This is a genomic window from Pectobacterium zantedeschiae, from assembly GCF_004137795.1.
In the GTDB taxonomy this organism is placed as follows: Bacteria; Pseudomonadota; Gammaproteobacteria; order Enterobacterales; family Enterobacteriaceae; genus Pectobacterium; species Pectobacterium zantedeschiae.
The window spans coordinates 1,820,882-1,847,764 of the sequence record NZ_NWTM01000001.1; the positions used below are offsets into that span (position 1 = coordinate 1,820,882).

Genomic DNA, 26,883 nt, shown 5'->3' on the forward strand with positions numbered 1-26,883 from the left:
TGCGCGATATAGTTCAGCTTCGTTTGCCATCCCTGCGTGCAGCAGCCTGCGGTTACCATCGGTTCCTCTTGCCGCTGACTCCTCTTACAATCCGTTACTGATTAGGATTTCTCCTTTCACCAAAGTCATATTAATGACATCGCCTCTCCCCCATACTGGCTTATCACTGAATTCTCATGCCCCGTTTTTCCCTGCTACTTCGCGCCTTATGCGCCCGCCGGAGACCCGTCATGAAACGCAACACGATCCTGTTCTTCACTGTTTCTGCCGTCATTTTACTTACCGCAGCCACGGTAATCGGATGGAAAGTGAGCCGAGGAAACAGTAACGCGCTGTGGGAAATCGTCAGCGAACAGTGTGTACCCAACCAGCAGCGCAGCGGGAAACCCGCCCCCTGCCTGGAGGTCAATCTGACGGAGGGCTACGTGCTATTTGATGACAGAAACGGCCCCTATCACGACCTGTTACTCCCCACGGATAAAATCAGCGGCATCGAGAGCCCTGAACTCTTGCAGCAAAACACCCCCAATTTCTTCATGCAGGCATGGGACCGACGCGGCCATCTGTCACGCGAAGCAGGTAAACCGATTAAAGATGACTATATTTCTCTGGCGATTAACTCACGCTATGGTCGCACGCAAAACCAGCTACATATCCACATTGCCTGCCTGCGCCCTGAGATTTATCAAACGCTGAATCAGCAGTTCCCGACGCTCTCTGGCGACTGGAAAGCGCTGCCAGCGAAGATTAACGGACACATCTATCTGGCAAAAACGATCACGGCGAACGAACTGACGCAAAACGATCCGTTCAAAACCCTAGATCGTTACGCACAGCAGCGAAATGAATCTATCGGCAAATACGGTCTTGCGATGGTTTCTACGCCCACGGGCGAGAAGGTGCTGCTCGCCAGCAGTCTTGACGTGTTTAATATGAGTCTCGGCTCCGTGGAAGAAATTCAGGATTTTTCTTGTGCACTGGCAAAATAGCCGCTGACCGCGACCTGAAGGTCGATATACCCTAAAGAATTCAAGTTTCAGGACAAAACGCATTCGTTTTGAACAGCGCTTGCGCTGACCCCAAAGGGGTGAGGCCATAAGGCCGAATAACGCGGCAAGTGAAGGAGTCCCGATGAGCTTACCCAAGTAAGTGATTCGGGTGACCGAATGAAGCCAACGCACATGCAACTTGAAGTATGACGGGTATAGCAATCAATTCGCTATAACTTATAACGTTTTGTTCATTGCATTGCTATCCAACCTCCGCCTAAAAAGTGGGGAAAATCGATACGTAGGTAGCTGCAACATGCATCTGGATTTACGGCAATTACGCAATTTTCTTGCACTGGCCGAACATGGGAGTTTCGTACAGGCCGCAGAGGCCGTCTGTCTGTCGCAGTCGGCATTCAGCCGCAGCATTCAGGCGCTGGAACAAGCGATGGGGCATCCGCTTATCGATCGCCAGAACCGACGCTTTGCGCTGACGTGGCAGGGCAATACGCTGCTGCCGTTTGCGCGGCGTATGCAGGAGCTGTCCTGGGAGTTGATGACCGACATGCGGCAGATCAGCGAGGCACAGGAAGGCGAACTGACGTTTGGCTGCGGCCCTGCGCCCTCTACCGCGTTGATCCCCAAAGCGGTCGCACATCTCCATGCCCTTCGCCCACGAGCCAGAGTCACCTACAGCGTGGATAACTGGCAGTCCCTGCGTGAGCGGCTGCTGGCCGACGAGTGGCCTTTCATCGTTGCCGATACCTGGCAGGCCGAAATGGAAACGAATCTCCATGTCCAGCCATTAAGCCAGCAGCGCTGCTTCTTTATCTGCCATTCTTCACACCCGCTGGCACAGCAGACGAACGTGACGCCGGATGACCTGCTGCGTTTTCCGCTCGCCTCACCGTTTATGCCCGTCGGCATGCGTAAGGTTTTGGCTGCCCTCACTCGCCAGCCCGATTACCGGCCGCAGATTCAGTGTGACCATATCTATTCGGTCTTCAGCATCCTGCGACATACGCAGGCTATCAGCTTCGCCAGCGAGGATGGATTCGCACTAGGACGATTAAGCCATCAGTTAGTAGAAATCCCGCTTACGGGGACACCGCCGGAATGGGGAAACATGCAAACCCGCTTCGGTATTGTCACCTGTTTGCAAAGAACATTGCCGCCGCTGGCCGAACTGATGATCGAAACCATACTGGCACAGGACCGGCTGCGCTCACCGGCTCCGGCACTGCCGACCCTGTAAGCGCCGTCATGATTATTTCGTCGGATTACCGCTGGCGTCATACACTGTCCAGTTCGATTCCAGCGCTTTGGCTTTTAATGCCCGGTCGACAAACTGGCCGGCAAACCAGTCGCTGGCTGAGAACGTGTTGCGAATCAGCCCGGCGGCTTTCGCCCGCTCGATGCTGTCCTGCAAACTGCTGAGCAGGAACGGATCGAGGCGCGGCGAGCTTTGGAATGGGAGATCTTCCGCTTTCAGCTCTTCCTGAAAAATCGCCTGCGGAATCTGACTCTGTTCAGACATTAGCGCCGTGTATTCCGGCAAGTGCTGCGCATCACCGATCCACCGCGCATTATCCACCAGCACATTCACCAACTGTTGCGTCGTTCCTGGATAGCGATCGATAAAATCCTGCGTCGCTAGCACCGCAGCCTGTGTGGTATTCGCCCACCCCAGCGCACGGCTGGTAGTAACGATATTAATACCCTGCTTACGCAATGCCAGCAGAGAAACACCGCCCCACACCGCATCAACACGTCTTGCCGCCAGCGCCGCTTTGCCCGCCGTCCAGTCAAGATTGATCACTCTCACATCGCGTTCGTTCAGCCCGACGCTTTTAATTGCACGTTCAAACGACAGCTGATCGGCCGTTCCTTTATAGACCGCAATCCGCTTGCCGCGTAAATCTTCAATGCGTTGAATACCCGATTCCGGTGTCACTGCCAGATAAGAATTAGAACCACGCGACCCCACTAGCACCCGCGTTGGCAGGCCACCCGCACGGCCAATAATAGCGGCCAGATCGCCCAGATACACCACATCCAACTGCTTGTTTGCCAGCGCCTCATTCACCGCGGGCCCTGCGCCTTTAAAGAACGACCACTGAATTTTAATACCCTGCGGCTCAAATTCTTTCTCCAGTTGCTTTTGAATATGCGCCAGCCCCAGAGGTCCTCGGATAAAGGGCTTACTACCGGCGCTTTGGTCCGGCAAACCGATACGAATCTCCGTTGGTTTCTGTGCATCCGGCGTTACGCTATCGTCAGCCTGTACCGCAGAAACGAGCGCGGCACTCATCAGTAACGTAATACCAAGAATCTTATTCATTCCCAGTCGCCAGCGAGAATAGGAAGCTAGCAAATCTAAAGCGGTAACATGCTGCATACGGTGTTCCTCAGTAATCCGTTTCATCTGCCATGAAAACTAACGAACCCTCGGTATCAGGCTTAAATAACATTTATAGGTTTACTCAGCGGAAAAAAGCATAAATCAGCACTGGCGGGCTCGGGCTACGCATATGCATTTATTGCACGGCGACCATCGTTTTATTGCATTGGCCTTCAGCGTGTAAACCTGTTTTTTATTACTTATTCATCCAGCCGTGGTGCTTTTGTGAAATAAAATGAATAAGTCGATACTGCTGAAGAAAACCGCGGTCGTCTGGCCTTCACTGCCGATAACGCGGGTCTATTCTCTTGTGGTGCTAATCGTAGTACCGCTTGTCGTGCCATTGGTGTTGCTGGCGCTGTGGTACATCAGTACCCATTACGGCTGGATGCCCGTTCAAATTCTTCCTGCCCCCAATGTCGTCGCCAACACCGCCGTAGAACTCTGGCACAACGATCTCCTGCCGCAGCTCTTTATCAGCCTGCAACGACTCGTCGGCGGCCTGCTGGCAGGTTTACTGGCTGGAACGTTACTCGGTGCGCTCATGGGAGCATCACGTCGCGCTGAACACTTGCTGCACCCAACGGTATACGCGCTGGCGCAGATCCCTACGCTGGGTTGGATCCCGCTGTTTATGGTGCTGTTTGGTATTGATGACGCTCTGAAGCTTGCGGTCATCATCAAGGCCGTCATTATCCCAGTGACGCTGCATACGCAAACGGGTGTGCGAAATGTGCCACACGCGCTACAGGAAGTTGCCCGAACCCTGCGCCTGTCGTGGCACCAACGCTTCATCAAATTAATGTTACCTGCCGCTTTCCCCACCTGGCTAACCGGCTTACGGCTCGCGCTTTCGCAGGCGTGGGTGTCGCTGATCGTGGTCGAACTGCTCGCATCGTCTCAGGGTATCGGCTATCTGCTGGTGTGGGGACGCCAGCTGTTTCAGCTAGACATCGTGTTTGTCTGCATCGCCGTCATCGGTCTGGCTGGGCTGACAATGGAGTGGCTGATCAACCAACTGGAGCGCCGTCTGGTCTTCTGGCCGCATCCCCCACTCAGCCGACTCACCACGACGCCGTCTCGCAGACTATCGGCTCTGGTTTTGCCTTTTCTGCTTCTTCTGTTATGGCAGCAGGCCAGCCGCTTTGGCTGGATCGACCCGCTCTTGCTCCCCCCACCCGCCGACGTGTGGCACACGCTGCTACAAGGCGTCCGCGATGGTTCACTTACCGAGGCGATGCAGGCCAGTCTGACTCGTGCGCTCGCCGGTGCAGTATGCGGTATTGTCGCAGGCCTCGTAGCCGGTGCGCTGCTGGGACTGAATGCCACCAGCGACGCGCTCTTCACACCCACGATCGCGACGCTGCGTCAGATTGCCCTGTTTGCCTGGCTGCCACTGCTGACTGCCTGGGTCGGTAACGATGAAGCCGGAAAAATCACGTTTGTCGCACTCGCCTCTTTCTTTCCCATGCTGGTGGCCAGCCATCGCGGCATTCGCCAACGTTCCCAAGCCTTGCAGGAAGTCGCGCTGGTGTTGCAACTGCGTTTAGCGACCCGTCTACGAGTTCTGATTTTGCCGGGCGCTGCGCCTGCCATCTTCGCAGGCCTACGTCTGTCGCTGGTTTACGCCTGGCTTGGCACCATCGGCGCAGAATATTTCATGTCATCCGGCACTGGAATCGGCAGCCTGATGATCAACGCTCAGCAGTTGCTGGACATGCCTCTAATTATCAGCGGCATGCTATTGATTGGATTAACAGGCGCAGTGCTCGATCGCGTCGGATTAGGTCTGGAACAGCGGATGACGCGCTGGCGTTCCGCAGGAGAAATCGTATGACGTCCCCTTCCCTTGATGTATCACCGCCAGTGGTGCAGTTCGACCATCTGCGCAAACAGTTTCGCGTACAGGGCGAACCGCTGACGGTGATTGAGGATTTTTCCCTGTCGATTCACAGCGGTGAACTGGTGGCGATTGTCGGCAGCAGCGGCTGCGGCAAATCCACGCTGCTGCGCATGCTGGTCGGGTTAGACAACGACTATCAGGGGCGCGTGCTGGTCGAGGGAAAAACCGTGCGCGGCATAGGGCGTGAGCGTGGCATGGTGTTTCAGGAACCGCGCCTGTTTCCATGGCTGACGGTGCGGCAAAACATCGCACTCGGGCTGGCGAATGAATCAATCAGCGAAAAAGATCGCAAGCACCTGATCGATCACTTCATTCAATTAGTGCATTTGCAGGATTTTGCCGACGCTCTACCCGCACAGCTTTCCGGCGGTATGGCGCAGCGTGTGGCTATCGCGCGCGGGCTGGTCGCCAACCCACGCATCCTGATGCTGGATGAACCTTTTGGTGCACTGGATGCGCTGACCCGCCAGCAGATGCAACAGGAACTGCGCCGCATTCATCAGGCGGAAGGCACCACTACGCTGCTGGTGACACATGACGTCGAGGAGGCTGTCTATCTCGCCGACCGCGTTGTCGTGCTGGCACCGCGACCGGGCCGTATCCGCCAGATTGCAACCATTTCGCTACCGCATCCGCGTCAGCGTGACAGCCAGACCTTTCACCAGCAGTGCAGCGATCTGCTCGCGCTACTGACGCAGCCTACTGACACGGCAGCTGCCCTTTCTTCTCTGAACACGTAAATACTGGAGCACCATTATGGGACACCCTTCCGTCTACCCGACCGGCACAACGATTTACAACCCGGAAAAAGCCTGGGGCGGCTACACCGTCTTTCAAGCGCTGGAGCGCGGTGCTGTGCTGGTGGATATGAACGGCACCGAACTACGCCTGTGGGAAGGCCTGCACGGCTTCCCCAACAAAATCCTGCCCGGCGGTTACATCCTCGGGCACAGCGGCGAACGCGATTCACGCTACGGCATGCAAGATATGGTCGACCTGATTCAGGTGGACTGGGACGGCAATGTCGTTTGGAAATTCAACGGCTATGAACACATTACCGATCCTGACCTTCCGCCAGAATGGATGGCGCGCGTCCACCATGATTACCAGCGCAGCGGCAATCCGGTCGGCTATTACGCGCCAGGGCAAGAACCGCAGTCGATTGGCGGCAACACGCTATTGCTGGCGCATACCAACCTGCATAACGAACGCATCAGCGACAAGTTACTGCTTGATGACACCATCATCGAGGTTGACTGGCAGGGCAATATTTTGTGGGAGTGGCGGTGCAGCGACCATTTCGACGAGTTGGGTTTTGACGACGATGCCAAAACCGCGCTGTACAACAATCCTAACCTGCGCAAAAGCGGCGGCGGGATGGGCGACTGGATGCATATCAACTCGATGTCAGCACTCGGCCCCAATCCGTGGTTCGATCAGGGCGATACCCGTTTCCACCCCGATAACATCATCTGGGACGCCCGCGAATCCAACATTATCGCCATCATCGACAAGCAGAGCGGTAACATCGTCTGGCAGCTTGGTCCCCATTACAATACGCCTGAACTCAAGCATATCGGCTGGATTATCGGCCAGCACCACGCGCATATGATTCCAGCGGGCTTGCCGGGCGCGGGCAATATTCTGGTGTTTGATAACGGTGGCTGGGCAGGCTACGGTGCACCCAATCCTGCATCTCCTGATGGAGTGAAAAACGCCTGGCGCGACCATTCTCGCGTGTTGGAGATCAATCCGGTCACGCTGGATATCGTCTGGCGCTACTCGCCTTATGAAGCGGGCATTCCACACCCAACCGACGCGTTTCGTTTTTACAGCCCTTATATCAGCAATATTCAGCGCCTGCCGAACGGCAATACGCTGATTAACGAAGGGGCTAATGGTCGGCTGTTTGAAGTCACCGTCGATCACGAAATTGTCTGGGAGTTTATTTCCCCCTACTGGGGTAAGACGGTGAACACTAACATGCTGTATCGCGCCTACCGCGTGCCCTATGAGTGGGTGCCGCAGCTGTCGCGTCCGCAGGAAACGCCGGTGATCGCACCGGATAACACACAGCTACGCCAGCCTGGGGCCGCCACGCCCGGCTTCGCCAGCGTCATTCGCATTGACGGCACACGCCCCTACAAAAAGAGCGGCGATGCCCTGTGTGTCGCGACCGACAGTGAAGACCTCAAGCGCAGTCCGAAACTCTTTTCCGTCAACCGTGAGCGCTTTGCTCCACTTACCGCCAACGACTGGACAGAACTGGCAGCACAAGCTGAACCACAGCTGTTGCTGGTAGGTGCAGAGCGCTGCGTACACTGTAAGCGCCTCTATCGCCAATTGGAAACGATTCTGGATAACGAGGAATACCGCCACATAACGAGCCATTATCTGGACGCCGATCATCACATCACACTGGCGGAGAAATTGGCGGTAAGAACATTGCCAACGCTACTCTGGATCGCCAACGGTGAAGAACAGGCTCGCCTGAGCGGCGCACAACAACCGGAACGCCTACGCCAGTGGCTGGCAGAACAGCAAGCCTAAACGCCGTGACATCTAAAGCGATCTCGCTTCCTGTGAGATCGCTGTGTTTCTTTCATTTCTCACTTTTCTTGCGCGCACGCTTCCATATCAGCGTAATCATCCTCTGTGTTTCTTCCCTGCCTATATCCGCTTCTTTTACCATTGCATAAAGACTATTCAGGGACGGAAAAACAGCATGGCCGTGCATGATGCGATTTTTAAGCAGCTTCTTAGCGATCCAGCCGTCGCAAAAGATTTCTTTGCCATCCACCTACCAGAAGAAATCAGGAATATCTGCGATTTCAGCTCATTACAACTGCAATCAGCCTCTTTTGTTGACGAGGAACTGCGCGCAAGAATATCGGATATGCTGTATTCGATTCATACCACCACAGGGCAAGGTTATATCTACTGTGTGATTGAGCATCAGAGCCGCACAGAAAAGCTGATGCCATTTCGTCTGTTGCGCTACGCGTTGGCTGCCATGCAGCAACACCTATCTCAAGGTCATGACACATTACCGCTTGTCGTCCCTTTACTGTTTTATCACGGCCAGCGCAGCCCTTATCCCTATACGCTGCGCTGGCTTGATGGGTTTTCAGACGCTATTCAGGCAGAAAAGCTCTACAATTCATCCTTTCCTTTGGTTGACCTAACGGTGATCCAAGATGAGGAAATCAAGACGCATCGCCGCGTGGCACTACTAGAGTTGGTACAAAAACACATTAGCACACGAGATATGCTGGAACTGGCGCAGGATATCGGGATATTATTTGAGCGCTGGAAAGTGCCGCTACCGCAAAAAAAAGCAATTCTGTTTTACATCGCACGAAGCGGCAACACGTCAAGACCAGCAGAGTTTATTGAGACCGTCGCGCAATCTCTGTCAACGGATCGGGAGGCAATCATGACCATCGCGCAGCAGCTAGAGAAAATCGGGTTTGAAAAAGGCATCAAACACGGCATGCAGCAGGGGATACAGCATGGTATGAAAACCAGTGCCCGACAGATTGCTCGCCAACTCCTGTTAAGCGGTATGGAACCGGCTCAGGTTTGTCAGATTACTCAGTTGAGTGCAATAGAACTGGCACAGCTCAGCCATGAACCTAACGAGTAACCACTCGAGACACAACGCGCTACCCTACAATTTACTCTCCTCTTTCTCGTCCGTTGATGCGAGCCGTTAAGGCTGCGTTGATAGGATGATTTATTCGCTGTGGATCACATTTCCTTTGCATCATTTTGCCTTAATTTGTTATGTTATTACATATCGATTTACATCAACTTTATACGCGAATCATGACCAACTGGGACAGACATACTGACGCCACGCTTCAGGTAGGGAACCTTAGCCTGTCTATGGGGGGTGAAACAAAAGTCAGCGATATCAGTTTTACGCTGTTCGCAGGTGAACGAGTCTGTTTACTCGGCGCGTCCGGTTCCGGTAAATCTCTCACCGCCAAAGCGATCATCGGCACGCCGCCAGCGGGTTGTCAGGTTAGCGGCAGTATTCGGGTCAATGGCGAAGAGGTCAGTCAGTTGAAGGCGCTGGCACGCCCGCATACCAGCCGCGTCTCTGCCGTTTTTCAGGACTCGGCAACGGCCCTTAACCCCCTCATGCCGTTAGGAAAGCAGCTCTCGCTAGCATTGAAAGCGCCGTCTTCCGCTGAGCTTTCTTTGCTTCTGTCTGCCATGAAGCTGGACGATATTCCCAATCTGCTGCAACGCTATCCTGCCGAACTGTCCGGTGGGCAGCGTCAACGTATTTGTATTACCCTCGCGCTGCTTGGCAAAACACGTCTGCTGGTCGCGGATGAACCCACAACCGCACTTGATGTCATCACCCAGCAGCAAGTATTGCAGGTCTTACAAGAGCGTAGCGCACAGCCGGATGCGCCAGCCCTGTTATTTATTACGCATGATATCGCCGTGGCCGCCCAACTCTGCCAGCGCGGTCTGGTGATGGAAAACGGTCAGATCGTTGAATCCGGTACTATGCGGCAACTCCTGAATGCCCCACAGCATTCCTATACCCGTAGTCTGGTCGCCGCCGCGCGTCGCGCTGACAATTTTTTATCAACGACTGTTTTATCCAGCAACATGTTACCCACCGCCGTTGCCGGAGCGCTTGCCGGATGAGCCATCATCTGCATGCGGTGTCCTCACCGTTTTTAAGCCTTGAGCACGTTAGCCGCTATCGCCAGACGCCACGTTTGCCGTGGCAAAAGGCCGATCCTGCCAGCGCCATTTTTCACGACCTGTCGCTGGATTTGCAACAGAACGAACGTGTCGGGCTGGTCGGTGCCTCAGGCTGTGGTAAATCCACGCTGCTAAAAACCTTGCTCGCACTTGAAGCACCAGAAAGTGGTGCGGTGTACTGTGACGGCAACCTGATTAAGCCCGGTTCAGTGCGTTCGCTGCTGTGGTATCGCCGCCGCGTTCAGTATATTCCGCAAGATCCAGCAGGCTCGCTCGCCCCACGCCAGCGCGTCGTCGATCTCCTCGCCGAACCACTGAAGCGGCTTCGTCCCGACGAGCGCAGTCGCGCTAATGAAAAAAATGTGCGTGACGTTATGGATCAAGTAGGGCTAAGCATCACACTTCTGGACAAGGTCGCCGGACAGCTTTCCGGTGGGCAGGCACAGCGCGTCGCGCTGGCGCGAGCACTCATTGTTCGCCCCGAGTTTTTATTGGCAGACGAACCCGTCAGCGGCCTGGATTTGCCACTGCGTGAACAGATTAAAGCCCTGCTTCAACAGGTCACTGAACAAAACAAGATGGGATTGCTGATGGTATCGCACGATATCTCCATGCTTGCCGGGCTATGCGACAGAATGCTGGTCATGGACGACGGACGCATCATTGAAGATCGTCCCACTACCGAGGTGCTGGTTTCGCCAGAACAGGTGCATACCGCCCGTTTATTACAGGCCGTGCCTGCGCTGTCGGCCTCCGGCTATTAGCTCGCTGAAAACGCGCTTTTTACAATAAAATACCGCTTTAATCACACATTTCCCCCGTAACGGGCTTTTTTATAACGGATGATTGAATGTCAGACCTTACCGCCAACCGCACCCCACGGCCTTATCCCCCGTTGCTTCTGGGTAGCCAGCTTGTTTTCAATATTGGCTTTTATGCCGTCGTGCCGTTTCTGGCTATTTTCCTGCGCGACGACATGCTGCTTTCCGGCTGGGCTATCGGGCTGGTAATTGGCTTACGCACCTTCTCTCAACAGGGAATGTTTTTAGTCGGCGGCGCGCTGGCCGATCGCTTCGGTGCACGTGTAATCATCCTATGCGGCTGTGTCGTGCGTATCAGCGGCTATCTCCTGCTGGCGTTAGGCGACTCGCTATGGCCGATCATCCTCGGCGCCTGTCTGACCGGCGTCGGTGGCGCCCTGTTCTCTCCTGCCATTGAAGCGCTGATGGCACAAGCCGGTACGCAAAGTGAAAAAGAGGGAAAACGCAGCCGCTCCGAGTGGTTCGCCCTGTTTGCGATTTGTGGCGAGTTGGGTGCCGTGCTGGGGCCATTGCTTGGCTCGGTGCTGGCGGGGTATGGATTCCAGCGTGTGGCGCTGGCGGGTGCCGGCGTCTTTGTTATCGCGCTCATCGTCCTGTTTTTCAGTCTGCCACCGACACAGCGGCATCAGGGCGAATTGCACATCGCACCGTGGTGGGAGACATTTCGCCAGCGGCGCTTTGTCGCCTTCATCATCGCCTACAGCGCTTACCTGTTCAGCTATAACCAACTCTATCTGGCGCTGCCAGTTGAACTGCATCGCTCCGGCAGCAGCGAAAAAGACCTCGGGCCGCTGTTTGTGCTGGCATCCCTGCTGGTGATCGGATTACAGCTCCCACTGGCGCGTTTTGCCCGTCGGGTTGGTGCGGCACGCATGTTGCCATTGGGCTTCGCGCTGCTGTCAGCGTCGTTCTTTAGCGTCGCGTTATTCGCCACCACCACACCGCCCGAAGGCTGGCAGCGCCTGCTTCCCGCGATCTCATTAATTACGCTGTTGACGCTGGGACAGATGCTAATCGTCCCCGTCGGGATGGACCTCATCCCGCGCTTTGCCAACAACAAGAATCTGGGGGCGCACTATGGTGCGCTGGCGTCAATGGGCGGTATCGCCGTACTGGTCGGTAACTTCGTGCTAGGGAGTCAGCTCGACCGCGCGCTGACGCCGTCGCCACAGGCCGCTATTCCATGGGTCTTGCTCGCCGCCGTACCGTTATGTAGCTCACTGGCGATGATGGTCATCTGCCGCCCGTTTAAATCCGCTTCAACCATGAATGAATAAGGACAGACTGATGAATATGCGTAGCACCCTGTGGCCTATTTCCGGTTTGCTCTCAGCCACGCTGCTGCTTTCAGGCTGCTTCAATGAGCCGGAGGAAAACCACACCTCGCATACTGATGGTCGAATCAAACTGGCGATGCTCCAGCCACCGCGCTCGGGCCTGACGCCGCTGAGCGATGACGCCTTTAAACTCTCCCGTTGGAGTACGGCGGAAACGCTGGTGGTGCTCGATAAACTCGGCGAAGCTCAACCCGCGCTGGCGACGAAATGGCAGCAGATCGATGATAAATCCTGGCGTTTTGAACTGCGCCCGAATGTCCATTTTCACGATAACACCACGTTAAACGCGGCTACGGTAGTCAATGCGCTCACGGTGGCGTCTACCGCCTCACCCAAACCCCGAATTCTGGACGGTGTGCAGTTAACGGTAAAAGCCGATGGTGATAACGCCGTCATTGTCTCCACCGCCAACGTGGATCCGCTGCTACCGCAGCGTTTATCCAGCCCGCAGTTAGCGATTCTTTCCACCACGGCATACGGTAAGAATGGCGTGGTGAACCCGATTAACACAGGGAGCGGTCCGTTCGTGCTGCGAACTGTTACTGGCACCAGCAGTGCGGTGTTGGACAGATTCGACGGCTACTGGGGCGAGAAAGCACAGGCTAGCGGTATCGACGTCAGCTTTGTGTCCGACGGCGCGGCGCGTGCCGCCGCCCTGCGTACTGGCACGGCAGATATTGTCGAAGCCATTCCTGTTTCTCAGGCACCGCTGCTGGAGCAATCGCTGGTACATGAAGTACCTATGCCACGTACCAACACGCTATATCTGAATACACGCCATGGCGTGATGCAAGACCCAGCCATGCGTGCTGCCGTACGCGATGCCATCAATCGTCAGCAGTTGGTGGATAACGTGTATGAGAAGCGTGCCGATGTCGCACAAGGTCTGTTGGGACCAGCCCTACCATGGGCTGCGACACTGCGTCAGCCCGTAGCAAATCCCGTTAAGGCCGGTACGCCCGCTGGCGCGACCATCACGCTGGCAACCTTCAGCGATCGCGCCGAGCTGCCTGAAGTTGCGGTCTATCTGGCGCAGCAACTCACCGCCGCCGGATTTACGGTAAAGCAGGTGGTACGTGAATATGCGCAGATCGAGTCTGACGCACTGGCTGGCAAGTTTGACGCCTTTATTTTGTCTCGCGCCACCGTGCTGGATTCCGGCGATCCGGTAGCGTATCTGTATAGCGATTTTGCCTGCGAAGGATCGTTCAATATCGCCCAGTTATGCCGATCGGAAATCGATCAGGCGCTGCAAAAAGCATCCGCTATTCCCGCCGGGGAGGCGCGTCGTCAAGCCATTATGCAGGCAGAGAACCTGATCCTTGCTAGCGATGCTGCAATCCCGATGCTGCATGAGCGCGTGATTCAAGGTGAAAGCGCGCAGGTGAAAGACGCACTGCGTGACCCGCGTGAACGCACATTGATTAACGCCGCCACACATATTGCCACTGGCGCAAAATAACGGGTAACGCACCTGCAACCAGAAAGATGACGAGTTTATGAGCGAATCGCTATATTGCCGTACCTGCGCGACCATCAACCAGACGCAACGTCCACGATACGGCATGCTGATCCCGCTATTTTCGCGACTGCTGACGCTGGCAGGGATTGTGGTACTGATTGGTATGTTGCCGTGGTTATCCGGCCAGGATCCAGCGCTAGCGCTGCTGCGTGCTCGTTCCGGCGAGCAAGAAGCGACCGCAGAAACGCTAAACGCCATTCGCCACTCTCTCGGACTGGATCAAGGTCCGTTGCAGTTGCTGTTGAACTGGCTGACAGGCCTGTTGCACGGCGATGCAGGCAACTCCTGGGTTTCTGGTCGCCCCGTGCTCCCGGGGATGTTGCAGGCAGCAGGCGTATCGCTCACGCTGATGGCTTCCTCGGCGCTGGTGGCTTTCACGCTGGCTGCCGTGCTGTGCGCCCCCACCTTTCGGCAGGGGTTACTCGGTCAGGTTCATCGTTCAGGCGGCCTGTTCGCCGCCCTATTTACCGCACTGCCCGAGTTCCTGCTGGCGTCGTTTCTGCTGATCGTCGGTGCTGTCTGGCTACAGTGGTTTCCACCCTATGGCTGGCTGGGCTTGCACTATGCGGTACTGCCGTCGCTGGCACTGGGCATCCCGGCAGGCGGTTACCTCGGCAGGATTATTGCCGATGCGCTCTCCGCCACCTTTAGCGAGAATTGGTTAACGACCTGGAGCGTCGCGGGGGTAAACCGTCGTCATATCGCGTTAGCCGTACTGAAACGCACGTTACCCAGCGTGATGCCGCTCATCGGGCTAGTGCTGGTATCGCTAACTGGCGGGGCGATTGCCGTCGAAAAAGTGTTCGCCATTCCCGGTCTGGGACGCGCAACGCTGGGCGCGGCGGCTGCGCAGGATCTCCCTGCCCTGCAGGTCGGCGTGTTGATTCTCTTATTCATCGCCTCGCTAGCGGGTATGGCAGCAAGCGGCGTGCGGCTGCTAATTCTCGGGGGCGCGCTGCACAGCGGGGCGATGCCAGTGCCAGAAGCGCGTAGTAATTCCGTATCTCGTCATGCCATCTGGCTGCCTATTATCTGTGTACTGCTGTTGGTGCTTTTGTTACTAGCAGGCTTGCCGCGCGATCCCTACACCTCCGCCTTTCTGCGCCTGCAACCCCCCTCGTTCCTGTTACCTTTCGGCGCAGATGCAATGGGGCGTGATTTGCTGGCGCGCGTCGCACACGGTACGTTAAATACCTGTCTGCTGGCGCTGGCGGTGTCGTTAGCCTGTCTGGCGATTGGCCTATTAGTTGGATTGTTCCCACGTCTGCTCATCGGCCCCATCGAAGTGACTAACGCCCTGCCGCCAGTGATTGCCGGGCTGCTGGTTGCCGCCGTCAACGGCCCAACGGCAACGGGTGCGGCGATTGCCGTGATTGCCGTCAGTTGGGCACCGCTGGCGGCCCACACGGCAGCACTGGTCGCCGAAATCACTGCGCGCCCTTATATTCGGATGCTGCCGATACTTGGCGTAGGGCCGATACGGCGCAGCCTATTCTATGTTCTGCCCGCGCTAGTTGGCCCACTCTTTCGTCATGCCATGCTGCGACTGCCCGGCATCGCGCTGGCGCTGGCATCGCTCGGCTTTTTAGGTCTGGGCGCATCACCGCCGACGCCAGAATGGGGACGCGTACTGGCGGAAGGTATGCCGTACATCGAGCGTGCGTTCTGGGGCGTGCTGGCACCGGCTGCCGCGCTCGGCGTGCTGTCGATACTGGCCGTGAGCGCCGCCAATCTCTCAGGGCGCCAGAAGCACTAACGGCCCTCTTTTCTTCACGTTAACAGCCCTGCCAGATTTCACGATGGCAGGGCTGTGCATCTTCAGTTACGCTATGAGCTAACCTCCGTCGAGGTACAGAATGTGACAGAAGTTCAGAATATGAACAGTGCAGAGCGTGAATAAAGGAGAGAACATGCATAACAGCGGATCCGACGTCAGTCTTACCGTCACTCAGACTCTGGATAAACTGGAAGCGCTGTATGATGGCGCCGTCTCAGCACTGCGCGATGCCATCGGGGACTTTATCAATGATGGTACGCTGCCCGATGCCACTGCGCGTGCAGCAGGGCTATTTGCCTACCCAGCCTTACGCGTCAGTTGGAATGGCAACTCGACCAGTCATCCCCGACATCGTGCCTATGGCCGTTTTACCCATCCCGGCAGTTATTCCACCACCGTCACCCGTCCCACATTCTTGCGTGCTTATCTGGCGGAACAACTGGCGCTGCTGGAGGGGGATTATGACGTCAGCATTGAGGTCAGTCCGTCACAGCAGGAAATTCCGTTCCCCTACGTGCTCGACGGTTCCGATCTGATTCTTGACCGTTCTATGAGCGCAGGCATCGCCAAACATTTCCCAACCACAGAGCTGTCGCAGATTGGGGACGAAACGGCAGATGGTCTGTTTCACGCCACCACCACATCGCCGCTGTCACACTTCGACGCGCTGCGCACCGATTTCTCACTGGCACGACTTCGCCACTATACCGGTACGCCGGTGGAGCATATTCAGCCATTCATTCTCTTCACCAACTACACCCGTTATGTCGACGAGTTCGTGCGCTGGGCGTGTGCGCAGATTGCCGATCCTGATAGCCCTTATGAGGCGCTGTCCTGCGCGGGAGGTATCTATATCACCGCTGACACACCTAACCCTGAGCAGACGGTTTCCGATCTGGCATGGAAGAATCACCAGATGCCCGCCTATCATCTGATTCCTCGTCAAGGTAAAGGGATTACGATGGTCAATATCGGCGTCGGGCCATCCAACGCCAAAACTATCTGCGATCATCTTGCCGTCATGCGCCCACATGCCTGGTTGATGATCGGCCACTGCGGCGGCCTGCGCGAAAGTCAGTCCATCGGCGATTACGTGCTGGCACACGCCTACCTGCGTGACGACCACGTTCTGGATGCCGTTCTGCCGCCGGATATCCCGATTCCCAGCATCGCCGAAGTGCAGCGCGCGCTGTATGACGCCACCAAGATGGTCAGTGGCATGCCGGGAGAAGAAGTTAAGCAGCGCCTGCGTACCGGCACCGTTGTCACCACCGATGACCGCAACTGGGAATTACGCTACGCGGCGTCCGCTCTGCGGTTTAATCTCAGCCGCGCTGTCGCGGTGGATATGGAAAGCGCGACGATTGCCGCACAGGGTTATCGCTTCCGTGTGCCTTACGGTACGCTGCTGTGCGTCTCGGATAAGCCGCTGCACGGTGAGATCAAACTACCGGGACAGGCGAACCGTTTCTATGAAGGGGCGATTTCGGAGCATTTGCAGATTGGCATCTGCGCCATCGATCTGCTGCGGGCGGAAAGCGACAAGCTGCATTCGCGCAAGCTACGCACTTTTAACGAGCCACCTTTCCGCTAATTGACAGACGTTGTTCAGAGAGGCGACCCCATTCGTGCGGTGGCCTGATCTGGCAGAATGAAGCATAGCAAAAGCGCCACATCCGTGGCGCTTCCTTAGTACCAAGGGTCAGGGCTAATTAATCTCAGGATGCTGTTCGGACAGCCGTTTTCTTTTTTTCTCCAACTCGGCAATTTGCTCATCAATGTCTTCTATTTTCTGCTCAATATTGTCGTATTGTTCCTGCAACAGCTCTTTGGCTTCCGTCCGATCCGACGCCGCAGGCGTTGCGCCTTTCAGCGGCTGATTTGCGGTTTCTCGCATCGACATCCCGGTAATCAGGCCGATCAGCCCAATCACCATCAGGTAATATGCTGGCATATATAGGTTGCCAGTCGACTCCACCAGCCACGCCGCCGCCGTTGGCGTAAAGCCTGCAACCAGTACGGAAACGTTAAATGACGTCGCCAGTGCGCTATAACGAATATGCGTGGGGAACAGTGCGGGAAGCGTCGATGCCATCACACCGGTGAACGAATTCAGCAGTACGGCCAACATCAATAATCCGCAGAAAATCAGCCCAATCACATCGCTGTTAATCAAGATAAAACTGGGTACTGACAGCAGCAACAACCCGATACTGCCACAAATAATAAACGGCTTACGTCCGTAACGGTCGCTCATCAGCCCCATAACTGGCTGCACGAACAGCATCCCGATCATGACGGCAATAATAATCATCACCCCATGATCTTCAGAGTAATTCAGGCTGTGTGACAGGTAACTCGGCATATAGGTCAGCAGCATGTAATAGGTGACATTCGTGGTAATCACCATCCCAATACAGACCAGCAAGCCTTTCCACTGTTTGGTCACAATCTCGCGCAGAGAAATCTTCGGCGGAGATTGAATACTGTCTTTCGATTCTTTATCAATATTATCCACGTGCTGCTGGAACGTCGGCGTTTCCTCGAGCGCATGGCGCAGATAAATACCGATTAAGCCGAGCGGTGCGGCAATAAAGAATGGAATACGCCATCCCCATTCCAGAAAACTTTCTTCCCCCACGATGGAGGAAATCAGTACTACGACGCCCGCCCCCATAACAAACCCAGCAATCGAACCGAAATCCAGCCAGCTACCTAAAAAACCGCGTCGCCTGTCAGGAGAATATTCGGCAACAAAAATAGCCGCACCGGTATATTCTCCCCCAACGGAGAAACCCTGCGCCAATTTCGCTAACAGCAACAATACGGGTGCCCAAATACCGATAGATTCATAGGACGGAATCAAACCGATACAGAATGTGCTCACTGACATAATAATAATGGTGATCGATAACACTTTCTGGCGACCAAACTTATCCCCCATCGCACCAAAGAATATCCCACCGAGTGGACGAACCAAAAAGGGAACGGAGAACGTTGCCAGCGCCGCAATCATTTGCACACCCGGATCGGCACCGGGGAAAAAGACCTGTCCGAGCGCATACGCTACAAAACCATATACGCCAAAATCAAACCATTCCATAGCATTGCCCAAGGCGGCAGCGGTAATGGCTTTTTTGAGTCTGGCATTATCAATAATGGTAATGTCCTGAATTTTCATCGGTTCGATTTTTTTCTTTTTTAATCTCATCCTTTATTCCTTTGCTTAAAAAGCGACCATTTATTAAAAATAAACCGACTTACTTCATGCGCAGGGAACCACCCGACTGCACACTAAGAAATAACCGCTTATTGGCCGCAATATTCGTTACACATTGATGCTGCTGAATGGAGTATAGAAGAATTTGAACAAAGGCTCGGATTCACGCCCCAGAATGACGCTGCATGCCTAAATAACGCACGGGAATATAATGAAAGGAAAATAACAGTAAAAGGTTATGACAGAATACGCCTATTATCTTCTGTGTATTATTTACTTACGCGGCGCAATCATTTTCGGGTTACGGTTAAAATAGCGCGTAAAGGCCAGACTGAAATTAGCCGGGTGTCGATAGCCGACTTGCCAGGCCGTTTGCGCCACCTGAAACCCTTGCTCCAATAGCTGGTGCGCCCGTTCCATCCGCATCCGCAATAGCATTTGACCCGGTGTGGTTGCAAAGCAGCGATGAAACCCAAGTTTGAGTCTGGATTCACTCATCCCTGATTGCGCGGCAATACAGGCTAGCGTTAGCGGTTCAGCCAAATGTTCACGCATCCAATGGCGAACTCGCTCCAACTGCCGCCGTTCCTGTGAATGAATAGCGCCACGTTCGCCGTTCGGTTGCAAAAGATGTCGATGCTGCGATAACAGACTTAAGGCGTGAATATGGCGATTCAGCGGATCGACGTCGCCGCACAGCGCATTCACATGAACCTGACTGGCCGCAGAAACGGGCGTAAATGCTCGCTGCTGTAGCCCATCCTCACTAAACAGCTGTTCCGCACACTCCGCGCCAAAGTAACGAGTAGTCGCCGCTTTCCCCACCAGCAACCGTAGCTGATCGACCTGCTGCTGAGCTTGATAACGGCGTTCGCCCGCGCTAGCACCAAACGTCGTTATAGTGACATGCTGCTGACGAAACCAGACCTGTGAACCGCCGCTATCGTAATAGGCAGATTCCCCAGCCAACGCAAACGTCATGACCAGCATTGGCTGTGAATGTGGGCTGTGTGTTTCTTCCACCAAAGCACGATGTGGGCGATATTGCGAACGGGCCAACGACAGATCGGCATCAATTCGGCTGAAATCCGACCAACATTCACCGATGCCATCTGGCAACGTACGGCGTGAGCCTGAGATGTCAGCCTCACTCGCACAGCACCGATCGCCTGCTGGCTTTTCACTTCGCTTCTGTCGCTGTCTTTGCATCACCTTCCCTCGCCGTTTCGCATATGAAAAACGCCGTCTCGCATAACAATGAACATAATAACCATTCTCATTTATAGATAGCATATTCCCTATCGACTGACCATCAATGAGAAAAACCGCTTATGAACCCACTAGAGACATTATGGCAGCTTGCTGCCAGCAGCGTGCAAGCTGACGCGTTACATCTGGCGCTGGAACAGCAGATTTTTGACCGGCTGGAAGATATCACCGCGCCGGAACAACTGGCGGAAGCATTGGGTTGGCAGCCGGAGAAAACCGGATTTCTGCTTGAGATCCTATGGAGTATGCAGCTTTTAACGCGCCATCATGACGGTTATCGCACCGCATCCACCAGCGCCACCGTACTTTGTCGCAGCAGCTCGCGTTTTCTCGGCGACGCCTGGCGTTTTCGCCTCACCAGCCTGCGCCAATTTGGTCAGGGACTTGGCGACGGAATGCACCAGCCGTTGCCTGCGCAGTTAAGAGAGTTACCCCGCGATGCCGCGTGGGCCAATGCGGCAGAGCAGCAAATCGCACAAGAGCAGCGATCGATAACCGCAGACCTTGCCGATCAATTGCTCTCCAGCCTGCCGGATTTCCCACAAATCAGGCACGTTCTCGATCTGGGCGGTGGGCCTGGCTGGGTGGCGATTACGCTGGCGTTGCGCCACGCTCAGATCTCCGGCACGGTTTATGACCTACCGCAAACCGCCGCCGTAGCGCAGCGCAATATCGACACCGCCGGGTTATCCGCACGGCTATCAGCACAGAGCGGCGCGTTTCCCAGCGAAAAATACGATCTGATCTGGAGTTCCTCATTCCTGCATTTTGTCGAGGATATTCCCACCATGTTAGCCACGCTTCACAACGCGCTAACGCCGGAAGGTACGCTGGTTCTGGCACAGGCAGAGATTGCCGAGAAGGCCGACGATGCCGCGCCGGTTCTACCATTCTATCTGCCAATGCAAATGAGTGGTCGCCATGTCACGCAGGAAGGACAACTGGCACAGTGGCTATTGGAGGCGGGTTTTACCTCTGTCGAAACTCGACGTCATCAGGCATTTCCCATGGCACCGTTAAATGTGCTGATCGCTCATAAACACGCATAACAGCGGTACACCGTAGCGAACACACAGAAACACGCTATACACAGGCAAAAAGCCAGTCAGCATATGCTGACTGGCAAAAAGGCTCATGCAATCTCTACCAAGATAGATTCTTGTTGTTATGCTCGCTGGCTTTTAATACATCCCTGATATGTTGGCTGTCATAATATTTTAAAAATTAGTCCAGTCTGACGCTCGCTGAGTTGGAGCTCGAGTAGCAACAGGGAGCATCGCCACAAGTGAGAGCGCCTGAGTTGCAGGCTTCAAGATCGCGGGCTTATGACCCGTAATTCTAAATACGGAGACTTCCCTAACAAGCTGATCCGCTTGCTCCTTGAGGCTTTGTGCGGCAGCGGCAGACTCTTCCACCAACGCGGCATTCTGCTGCGTAGTCTGATCCATTTGGCTAACAGCGATGCCAACCTGTTCAACCCCAGTCGACTGTTCGGCACTTGCAGAGCTGATCTCTGATACCGTATCGCTCAACTGGCGAATAGACATCACCACCTGTTGCATTGTGTCACCGGCTTTATTAACCAAAACAGAACCAAGTTCGATACGTTCAACGCTGGCTGTAATCAGATTTTTAATTTCTTTAGCCGCTTCGGCACTGCGCTGTGCCAAATTACGAACTTCTCCTGCCACAACAGCAAAACCACGACCTTGTTCACCAGCACGCGCAGCCTCAACAGCAGCGTTGAGCGCCAGAATATTCGTCTGAAAAGCAATACTGTCGATGACATTAATGATATCCGCAATGCTACGCGAACTTTCATTGATCGCGCGCATCGTGTCCACGACCTCATTGACAACATCCCCCCCTTGCTGCGCCACGGTAGTGGCATTTTTAGCTAGTACGTTCGCCTGAAGCGCGTTGTCAGCATTATTTTTTACTGTCATACCTAATTGCGTCATGGTCGAGGAGGTTTCTTCCAGCGCACTCGCCTGCTCTTCAGTCCGTGACGATAAATCAGCATTACCCTGAGCAATCTGCATGCTGGCCGTGGCGACACTCTCTGCATTGTTCCTGACACCCACAACCATCCGCGTCAGCGCAGCTTGCATTTCCTGCATTGCCTCCAATAGTAACCCCGTCTCATCACGGCTATTGACGACAATAGAACCACTCAAATCGCCCTCGCTGATACGCTTCGCAGAAGAAAGCGCAATAGATAACGGAGCCGTGACACTTCGGGTTAATAGCCAGGCAGTAAAGCATCCTAAAACCGTGGAGAAAACGGATAGCACTAACATCCACAACAACGCATCGTTGATATATTCTTTTGTCACCTGCTTAGCATGATCAACGAATGATACTTGTAATTCAGTCAACTCATTGAGCTTGGCAAAGTAAAGTGACTGGATATTGGCTATATCGCCAAACACCAATTCGGTAGCCAGCGCATCCTGTTCTTCCATCGCATAGTCAATTGCTTTATTAATGCTCAAACTATACTGTTTTCTGATATCGATAAGTTGGTTAAACAGCTCCCGCGCCTTTTGCGAGGTGATGCTCGCGTCGAGTTTTTTATATATTTCACTGGCCGAGTTTGTTGTTTGTACTATGACCGCCCTGAGAGCCTGTTTTTCCTGGTTTCTGTCGGCAGGAAGAAGAATAATATCGCGTAAAGTACGAACATTCGTATTCAGTATATCTTGAATATCACGTAACATATCGACTTTCATCATTCTATCTTCAGTGATCTCATCAACTTCGGCGCCAATATCCTTCATAAAATAATAGCCAACAGATGACAAAACCAGCGTCAGTACGATTAACAAACCAAACCCAATAGAAAGTCTATTCCCAATTTTTATATTTTTTAAAAAATCCATGTCAGCACCAGAACTTTACTTTATTACAATATTTACCCCATCGTAACCAATAGACACTCGCTACTATTTATCTACTTAAAATACAAAAAACAGTAAAGCGAATCGCTATTGCAACAGGATCCCTGGTTCCTCTAAACTTCTTATTTTCTATGCATGCAGCAGAACACTGGCATAAGAAATTCATTTAGCCATATATATTTTTCATATTTCATGCATGTGACGACGCTTGCTTATTTAAATTATTTACTTGATAAAGTAATTAAAAACCCCTTATTCCGTCGTTTCACACGACACGCTATTTTCGCGTGTAACTAAAATCATTTACTTATGTAACTAAAATCGAGTCGTAATTAAGAAAAGGCTCAACACTCACTATCCACTCACCCAACGCTGATAAGTGACGCGTTTAATTGATATAAGCACACTTATAAACATCATGTCGGGATGAGCGACGCTACAGTCTATAACTGTACACTATCATAAATCGAAGATCGATCGAAAATAACGATCATTAAACCGTTCAATTCCCTTTATTCGATCGATTTTTTCTATCATAAAAAAAGCCTGATCTTTGTTCATTAAATCGAATTTATAAATTAGAAAGCTAATAGTTAAGAATGCGTCACGATAACGCCAAAATCATGACGTTGTGGGGCGATCGATATAGCGTAACGTTGCTGAATTAATTAGATTTTAAACATAAAGGCAGAGTACTTAATGCCAGTAACATAAAAAAAAGCCAGTCAGTGAGGGCTGACTGGCTTTCGGGATAAGGGTAATCGGGTGCTGCGTGTTTCCGTCTCGTTTTTCACTCTACCGCATATTCCTTCATTTTATTTTCGTCAGGCATCGTGCCATTGAGCTTTTTTAGCACGTCCTTCGCTTCCTTCAATACCCGGGCACATTGCTCGCGCGTGATGGTAAGCGGTGGCTCAATCCTGACTGATTTGGCATTATTCAGGGTACCCGCAACCAGAACATTACGCTGGAACAGTTCTTTCGCGAAAGCATACCCGATCTCGTTTTTCCTGAACTCGATAGCCTGTAACAGCCCCATTCCCCGTGCTTCAATAATCAGTTGAGGATACTCGGCCGCCAGTTGCTGTAAGCCCTGTAACAAAAACGCCCCTTGAATTGCTGCCTGTTCTGGCAGATTTTTCGTCAGCAGTTCATTGACCGTCGCCAGCGCTGCCGCGCAGGCCAGAGGGTTGCCGCCGAATGTCGTAGTGTGCAGGAACGGATTTTCAAACAACACGGAGAATACGGCTTCCGTTGCCACCGTTGCACCAATCGGCATCACACCACCGCCCAACGCTTTCGCCAGACACAGAATGTCAGGCTGTACGCCGTAATGCTCACAGGCGAACATCTTGCCCGTGCGCCCCATGCCAGTTTGTACCTCATCCAGAATCAGCAATGCTCCAACCTCATCGCATAATGCTCTGACAGCAGGCAAGTAATTTTCCGGTGGCACAATCACGCCGCCTTCCCCCTGAATGGGTTCAAGGATAATGGCCGCGACATCATCACCAGTCTTCTGGCATTGCTGAACCTGCTTACGCATGGCGCTGATGTCGCCAAAAGCAACATGATGGAAGCCAGGTAATAACGGCATGAAAGGACGACGAAATGCAGGTTTGGCGGTGGCGGAAAGCGCTCCTAGCGACTTCCCATGGAACGCCCCAGTCGCAGCGATAAAGGTATATTTACCGCGAGGTGATTGGTAAGCCTTAGCCAATTTCAGGGCAGCTTCAACCGATTCCGTTCCGCTATTGCAGAAGAAGCTGTATTTCAGATTACCCGGCGTCAACGCCGCCAGCGTTTTTGCCAACAGTCCCCGTAGCGGGTCGAGCAGTTCCTGACTGTGCAGCGGTTGTCTGGCAAGCTGGCTCTCAACGGCGGCAATCACATTAGGGTTACGATGCCCAACGTTAAAAATGCCGTAACCGCCCAGGCAGTCCAGATATTCATTCCCTTGGGTATCAATCAGCGTATTCGGGCCGCTGGCGCGCCATTCGACTGCACCGTAATCGCCGCCGGTAGTGACAGATTTTCTGTACTCCAGAAAACCCGGGTTGACGTATTCACGAAAACAACTCAAAACTTCCCGATTCAGTGCCGCCATGTCATCGTGGGATAGCGTGTCACTATGAATCCAATGCAGTGCCTGCTGAGTACACTCTAGCGGGTTAAGGTGGGCGTTTGATCTGGACAAAATGCGCTCCTTGAAAACGGACATCACGTGATGCCAATTTAATTAATGCACATAACACGCCAGTCGCCTGCCCCAAATCAGAATAAAATATAAAAACGCGATCTAAACCAAAAATCCAGCAGATGATTTGAACTAAATACGAAGATTTGAAATTAATAACCAAATGGCAGAGTAGATGCCAGTATGAAGGTAATCAACGCATCTCGTGCTGCCCTGCTTTTGCCCAGCGCGCCCTCTCTTGGGGCGCGCCAAGGTTGGACAAACTCGCTATCTCATTACCCCATTTATCTTTCAGGACAAACAGGATTCCTGCGGCAGAGTGAATAGCCTCAGTGTCGGATCATGATATGCCGCACGATGGTGTAATCTTCCAGCCCATACATCGACATATCCTTACCGTAGCCGGACAACTTCTGCCCGCCGTGCGGCATTTCGCTAACCAGCATGAAGTGGGTGTTTACCCAGGTACATCCGTACTGAAGGCACGCAGCCAGGCGGTGCGCCCGCCCGATATCACGCGTCCAGACCGAAGAAGCCAGCCCATAGTGAGAGGCATTCGCCCAGCCAATCACCTGCGCTTCATCGTCGAACGGAGTGATGGATATCACCGGACCAAATACTTCTTTCTGGACGATTTCATCGTCCTGTTTTGCCCCCGCCAACACCGTAGGCTGGAAGTAGAATCCCTGCCCTTTCACTCGCTCGCCACCAGTCACGACTGTGATGTGCGGCAGCGCTTTGGCGCGTTCGACAAAGCCAATCACGCGTTCAAGCTGTGGCTCGGTAATCAACGGCCCCAGCTCGGTCGTTTCATCGTGTGGATCGCCCATTTTCAGGGTCGCCACGGCGTTTCCTAATGCCTCCACGACCTCATCGTAGATGGCACGCTGCACATACAGCCGACAGGCGGCGGTACAGTCTTGCCCGGCGTTATAGAAACCAAAGCTGCGAATTCCATCAACCACCTGGTCGATATCAGCATCGTCGAATACGATCACTGGCGCTTTACCGCCCAGTTCCATATGCGTGCGTTTTACGCTCGCGGCGGTATGCGAAAGGATATGCGCGCCGGTCGCAATCGAACCGGTCAGCGACACCATATTGACTTTCTCATGTCCTGTCAGCGCATCACCGATGTCTGCACCACGCCCGAACACGATATTTACCACGCCAGCAGGGAGTATCTCTGCCAGCAGGTGCGCCAGATAGAATGTTGTCAGCGGGGTTTGCTCCGCTGGTTTCAGCACCACGCAGTTTCCTGCGGCCAGCGCAGGTGCCAGCTTCCACGACGCCATCATCAGCGGATAATTCCACGGAGCGATGGACGCCACCACGCCAACCGGATCGCGCCGTATCATGGAGGTGTGCCCTTCCAGATATTCTCCTGCTGCCGACCCACTCAGGCAGCGCGCCGCCCCGGCAAAAAAGCGAAAGACATCCGCCACCGCAGGCACTTCATCATTCAGCGCCGCATGATAAGGCTTACCGCAGTTCAGTGATTCAAGTTCGGCAAACGCCTCGGCATTTTCCTCGATGGCGTCGGCAATCCTTAACAGCAGCGTCGCTCGCGTTTTCGGCGTGGTCTGTCCCCAGTGTGCAAAAGCGGACTCCGCAGCCAGAACGGCTGCATCAACCTGGTGCAGATCGGCCTGCGCAATCACGGCAATTTTTTCCCCCGTTGCGGGGTTAAATACCGGCAATGCCTCGCCGTTTCCCGCGACCAGCTTGCCTTCTATCAGTAATTTGTCATGCATACATTTTCCTTACAGAGAGAAAACGATCGTGTTTTTCATCACTATCTGCAAAATGTCTGTGCAAA

At 53.9% G+C, this 26,883-nt stretch carries 19 protein-coding genes; 13 read left to right on the forward strand and 6 right to left on the reverse strand.

Annotated elements, in window-relative coordinates:
• Window positions 1–230: 230 nt before the first annotated feature.
• On the forward strand, window positions 231–989 hold the full coding sequence (locus CLR69_RS08375; protein ID WP_129713259.1) for a CDP-diacylglycerol diphosphatase: 759 nt from the start codon (window positions 231–233) through the stop codon (window positions 987–989).
• A gap of 316 nt (window positions 990–1,305) precedes the next feature.
• A complete protein-coding gene (locus CLR69_RS08380) occupies window positions 1,306–2,244 on the forward strand; it encodes a LysR family transcriptional regulator (protein WP_129704009.1) in 939 nt (312 codons plus the stop codon).
• Between the two features lie 12 nt (window positions 2,245–2,256).
• Here CLR69_RS08380 and CLR69_RS08385 read toward each other — a convergent pair whose 3' ends face one another.
• The gene (locus CLR69_RS08385; RefSeq protein WP_129713260.1) at window positions 2,257–3,387 is read right to left on the reverse strand and encodes an ABC transporter substrate-binding protein; all 1,131 of its coding nucleotides are present in this window, start codon (window positions 3,385–3,387) and stop codon (window positions 2,257–2,259) included.
• Window positions 3,388–3,625: 238 nt separating this feature from the next.
• Here CLR69_RS08385 and CLR69_RS08390 point away from each other — a divergent pair, with 238 nt between their 5' ends.
• From CLR69_RS08390 to CLR69_RS08435, 10 genes are all read left to right on the forward strand, one after another.
• A complete protein-coding gene (locus CLR69_RS08390; RefSeq protein ID WP_129713261.1) occupies window positions 3,626–5,227 on the forward strand; it encodes an ABC transporter permease in 1,602 nt (533 codons plus the stop codon).
• Window positions 5,224–6,033, forward strand: coding sequence for an ABC transporter ATP-binding protein (locus CLR69_RS08395; protein WP_129713262.1), 810 nt, complete (start codon window positions 5,224–5,226; stop codon window positions 6,031–6,033). The genes CLR69_RS08390 and CLR69_RS08395 overlap by 4 nt, the downstream gene beginning before the upstream one ends.
• Window positions 6,034–6,049: 16 nt before the next feature.
• Window positions 6,050–7,843 (forward strand): aryl-sulfate sulfotransferase, encoded by a 1,794-nt coding sequence (locus CLR69_RS08400; protein ID WP_129713263.1) that lies wholly within the window; start codon window positions 6,050–6,052, stop codon window positions 7,841–7,843.
• Window positions 7,844–8,018: 175 nt separating this feature from the next.
• Window positions 8,019–8,939 carry an Rpn family recombination-promoting nuclease/putative transposase gene (locus CLR69_RS08405; RefSeq protein WP_129713264.1) on the forward strand — a complete coding sequence of 307 codons (921 nt, stop codon included), beginning with the start codon at window positions 8,019–8,021 and terminating at the stop codon, window positions 8,937–8,939.
• Window positions 8,940–9,121: 182 nt separating this feature from the next.
• Complete coding sequence (locus tag CLR69_RS08410; protein ID WP_197730568.1) at window positions 9,122–9,961, forward strand: ATP-binding cassette domain-containing protein; 840 nt, start codon at window positions 9,122–9,124, stop codon at window positions 9,959–9,961.
• The gene (locus CLR69_RS08415; RefSeq protein WP_129713265.1) at window positions 9,958–10,785 is read left to right on the forward strand and encodes an ABC transporter ATP-binding protein; all 828 of its coding nucleotides are present in this window, start codon (window positions 9,958–9,960) and stop codon (window positions 10,783–10,785) included. The genes CLR69_RS08410 and CLR69_RS08415 overlap by 4 nt, the downstream gene beginning before the upstream one ends.
• Window positions 10,786–10,871: 86 nt before the next feature.
• Window positions 10,872–12,119 (forward strand): MDR family MFS transporter, encoded by a 1,248-nt coding sequence (locus CLR69_RS08420; protein WP_129713266.1) that lies wholly within the window; start codon window positions 10,872–10,874, stop codon window positions 12,117–12,119.
• Window positions 12,120–12,129: 10 nt separating this feature from the next.
• Window positions 12,130–13,641, forward strand: coding sequence for an ABC transporter substrate-binding protein (locus CLR69_RS08425; RefSeq protein ID WP_129713267.1), 1,512 nt, complete (start codon window positions 12,130–12,132; stop codon window positions 13,639–13,641).
• A 37-nt stretch (window positions 13,642–13,678) separates the two neighbouring features.
• Window positions 13,679–15,457: an ABC transporter permease subunit gene (locus tag CLR69_RS08430; RefSeq protein ID WP_129713268.1), complete on the forward strand. Its 1,779-nt coding sequence runs from the start codon at window positions 13,679–13,681 to the stop codon at window positions 15,455–15,457.
• A gap of 154 nt (window positions 15,458–15,611) precedes the next feature.
• Window positions 15,612–17,072, forward strand: a complete 1,461-nt coding sequence (locus tag CLR69_RS08435) for an AMP nucleosidase (protein WP_129713269.1) — start codon at window positions 15,612–15,614, stop codon at window positions 17,070–17,072.
• Between the two features lie 114 nt (window positions 17,073–17,186).
• On the opposite strand, the gene proP is transcribed toward CLR69_RS08435, so the two are convergent.
• A complete protein-coding gene (gene proP / locus CLR69_RS08440; protein ID WP_129703987.1) occupies window positions 17,187–18,689 on the reverse strand; it encodes a glycine betaine/L-proline transporter ProP in 1,503 nt (500 codons plus the stop codon).
• A gap of 282 nt (window positions 18,690–18,971) precedes the next feature.
• Window positions 18,972–19,907: an AraC family transcriptional regulator gene (locus tag CLR69_RS08445; protein WP_129713270.1), complete on the reverse strand. Its 936-nt coding sequence runs from the start codon at window positions 19,905–19,907 to the stop codon at window positions 18,972–18,974.
• Between the two features lie 122 nt (window positions 19,908–20,029).
• Between CLR69_RS08445 and CLR69_RS08450 the strand changes: the two genes are divergently transcribed.
• On the forward strand, window positions 20,030–21,016 hold the full coding sequence (locus tag CLR69_RS08450; RefSeq protein WP_129713271.1) for a class I SAM-dependent methyltransferase: 987 nt from the start codon (window positions 20,030–20,032) through the stop codon (window positions 21,014–21,016).
• 168 nt (window positions 21,017–21,184) lie between these two features.
• Here the strand turns inward: CLR69_RS08450 and CLR69_RS08455 are convergent, their stop codons facing one another.
• The 3 genes from CLR69_RS08455 to patD all read right to left on the reverse strand — a co-directional run bounded on the left by CLR69_RS08455 (window position 21,185) and on the right by patD (window position 26,818).
• The gene (locus CLR69_RS08455; protein WP_129713272.1) at window positions 21,185–22,849 is read right to left on the reverse strand and encodes a methyl-accepting chemotaxis protein; all 1,665 of its coding nucleotides are present in this window, start codon (window positions 22,847–22,849) and stop codon (window positions 21,185–21,187) included.
• An 808-nt stretch (window positions 22,850–23,657) separates the two neighbouring features.
• Complete coding sequence (gene ygjG / locus CLR69_RS08460; RefSeq protein WP_197730539.1) at window positions 23,658–25,064, reverse strand: putrescine aminotransferase; 1,407 nt, start codon at window positions 25,062–25,064, stop codon at window positions 23,658–23,660.
• Window positions 25,065–25,393: 329 nt separating this feature from the next.
• On the reverse strand, window positions 25,394–26,818 hold the full coding sequence (patD, locus tag CLR69_RS08465; protein ID WP_129713273.1) for an aminobutyraldehyde dehydrogenase: 1,425 nt from the start codon (window positions 26,816–26,818) through the stop codon (window positions 25,394–25,396).
• Window positions 26,819–26,883: the final 65 nt, after the last annotated feature.

What these genes read in the sequence shown, in the direction of transcription:
- patD (WP_129713273.1), bottom strand. Translation starts at nt 26,818, where the DNA reads ATGCATGACAAATTACTGATAGAAGGCAAGCTGGTCGCGGGAAACGGC.
- CLR69_RS08380 (WP_129704009.1), top strand. Translation starts at nt 1,306, where the DNA reads ATGCATCTGGATTTACGGCAATTACGCAATTTTCTTGCACTGGCCGAA.
- CLR69_RS08410 (WP_197730568.1), top strand. Translation starts at nt 9,122, where the DNA reads ATGACCAACTGGGACAGACATACTGACGCCACGCTTCAGGTAGGGAAC.
- CLR69_RS08415 (WP_129713265.1), top strand. Translation starts at nt 9,958, where the DNA reads ATGAGCCATCATCTGCATGCGGTGTCCTCACCGTTTTTAAGCCTTGAG.
- CLR69_RS08395 (WP_129713262.1), top strand. Translation starts at nt 5,224, where the DNA reads ATGACGTCCCCTTCCCTTGATGTATCACCGCCAGTGGTGCAGTTCGAC.
- CLR69_RS08390 (WP_129713261.1), top strand. Translation starts at nt 3,626, where the DNA reads ATGAATAAGTCGATACTGCTGAAGAAAACCGCGGTCGTCTGGCCTTCA.
- CLR69_RS08450 (WP_129713271.1), top strand. Translation starts at nt 20,030, where the DNA reads ATGAACCCACTAGAGACATTATGGCAGCTTGCTGCCAGCAGCGTGCAA.
- proP (WP_129703987.1), bottom strand. Translation starts at nt 18,689, where the DNA reads ATGAGATTAAAAAAGAAAAAAATCGAACCGATGAAAATTCAGGACATT.
- CLR69_RS08430 (WP_129713268.1), top strand. Translation starts at nt 13,679, where the DNA reads ATGAGCGAATCGCTATATTGCCGTACCTGCGCGACCATCAACCAGACG.
- CLR69_RS08405 (WP_129713264.1), top strand. Translation starts at nt 8,019, where the DNA reads ATGGCCGTGCATGATGCGATTTTTAAGCAGCTTCTTAGCGATCCAGCC.
- CLR69_RS08400 (WP_129713263.1), top strand. Translation starts at nt 6,050, where the DNA reads ATGGGACACCCTTCCGTCTACCCGACCGGCACAACGATTTACAACCCG.
- CLR69_RS08445 (WP_129713270.1), bottom strand. Translation starts at nt 19,907, where the DNA reads ATGCAAAGACAGCGACAGAAGCGAAGTGAAAAGCCAGCAGGCGATCGG.
- CLR69_RS08420 (WP_129713266.1), top strand. Translation starts at nt 10,872, where the DNA reads ATGTCAGACCTTACCGCCAACCGCACCCCACGGCCTTATCCCCCGTTG.
- CLR69_RS08435 (WP_129713269.1), top strand. Translation starts at nt 15,612, where the DNA reads ATGCATAACAGCGGATCCGACGTCAGTCTTACCGTCACTCAGACTCTG.
- CLR69_RS08425 (WP_129713267.1), top strand. Translation starts at nt 12,130, where the DNA reads ATGAATATGCGTAGCACCCTGTGGCCTATTTCCGGTTTGCTCTCAGCC.
- CLR69_RS08385 (WP_129713260.1), bottom strand. Translation starts at nt 3,387, where the DNA reads ATGCAGCATGTTACCGCTTTAGATTTGCTAGCTTCCTATTCTCGCTGG.
- CLR69_RS08455 (WP_129713272.1), bottom strand. Translation starts at nt 22,849, where the DNA reads ATGGATTTTTTAAAAAATATAAAAATTGGGAATAGACTTTCTATTGGG.
- CLR69_RS08375 (WP_129713259.1), top strand. Translation starts at nt 231, where the DNA reads ATGAAACGCAACACGATCCTGTTCTTCACTGTTTCTGCCGTCATTTTA.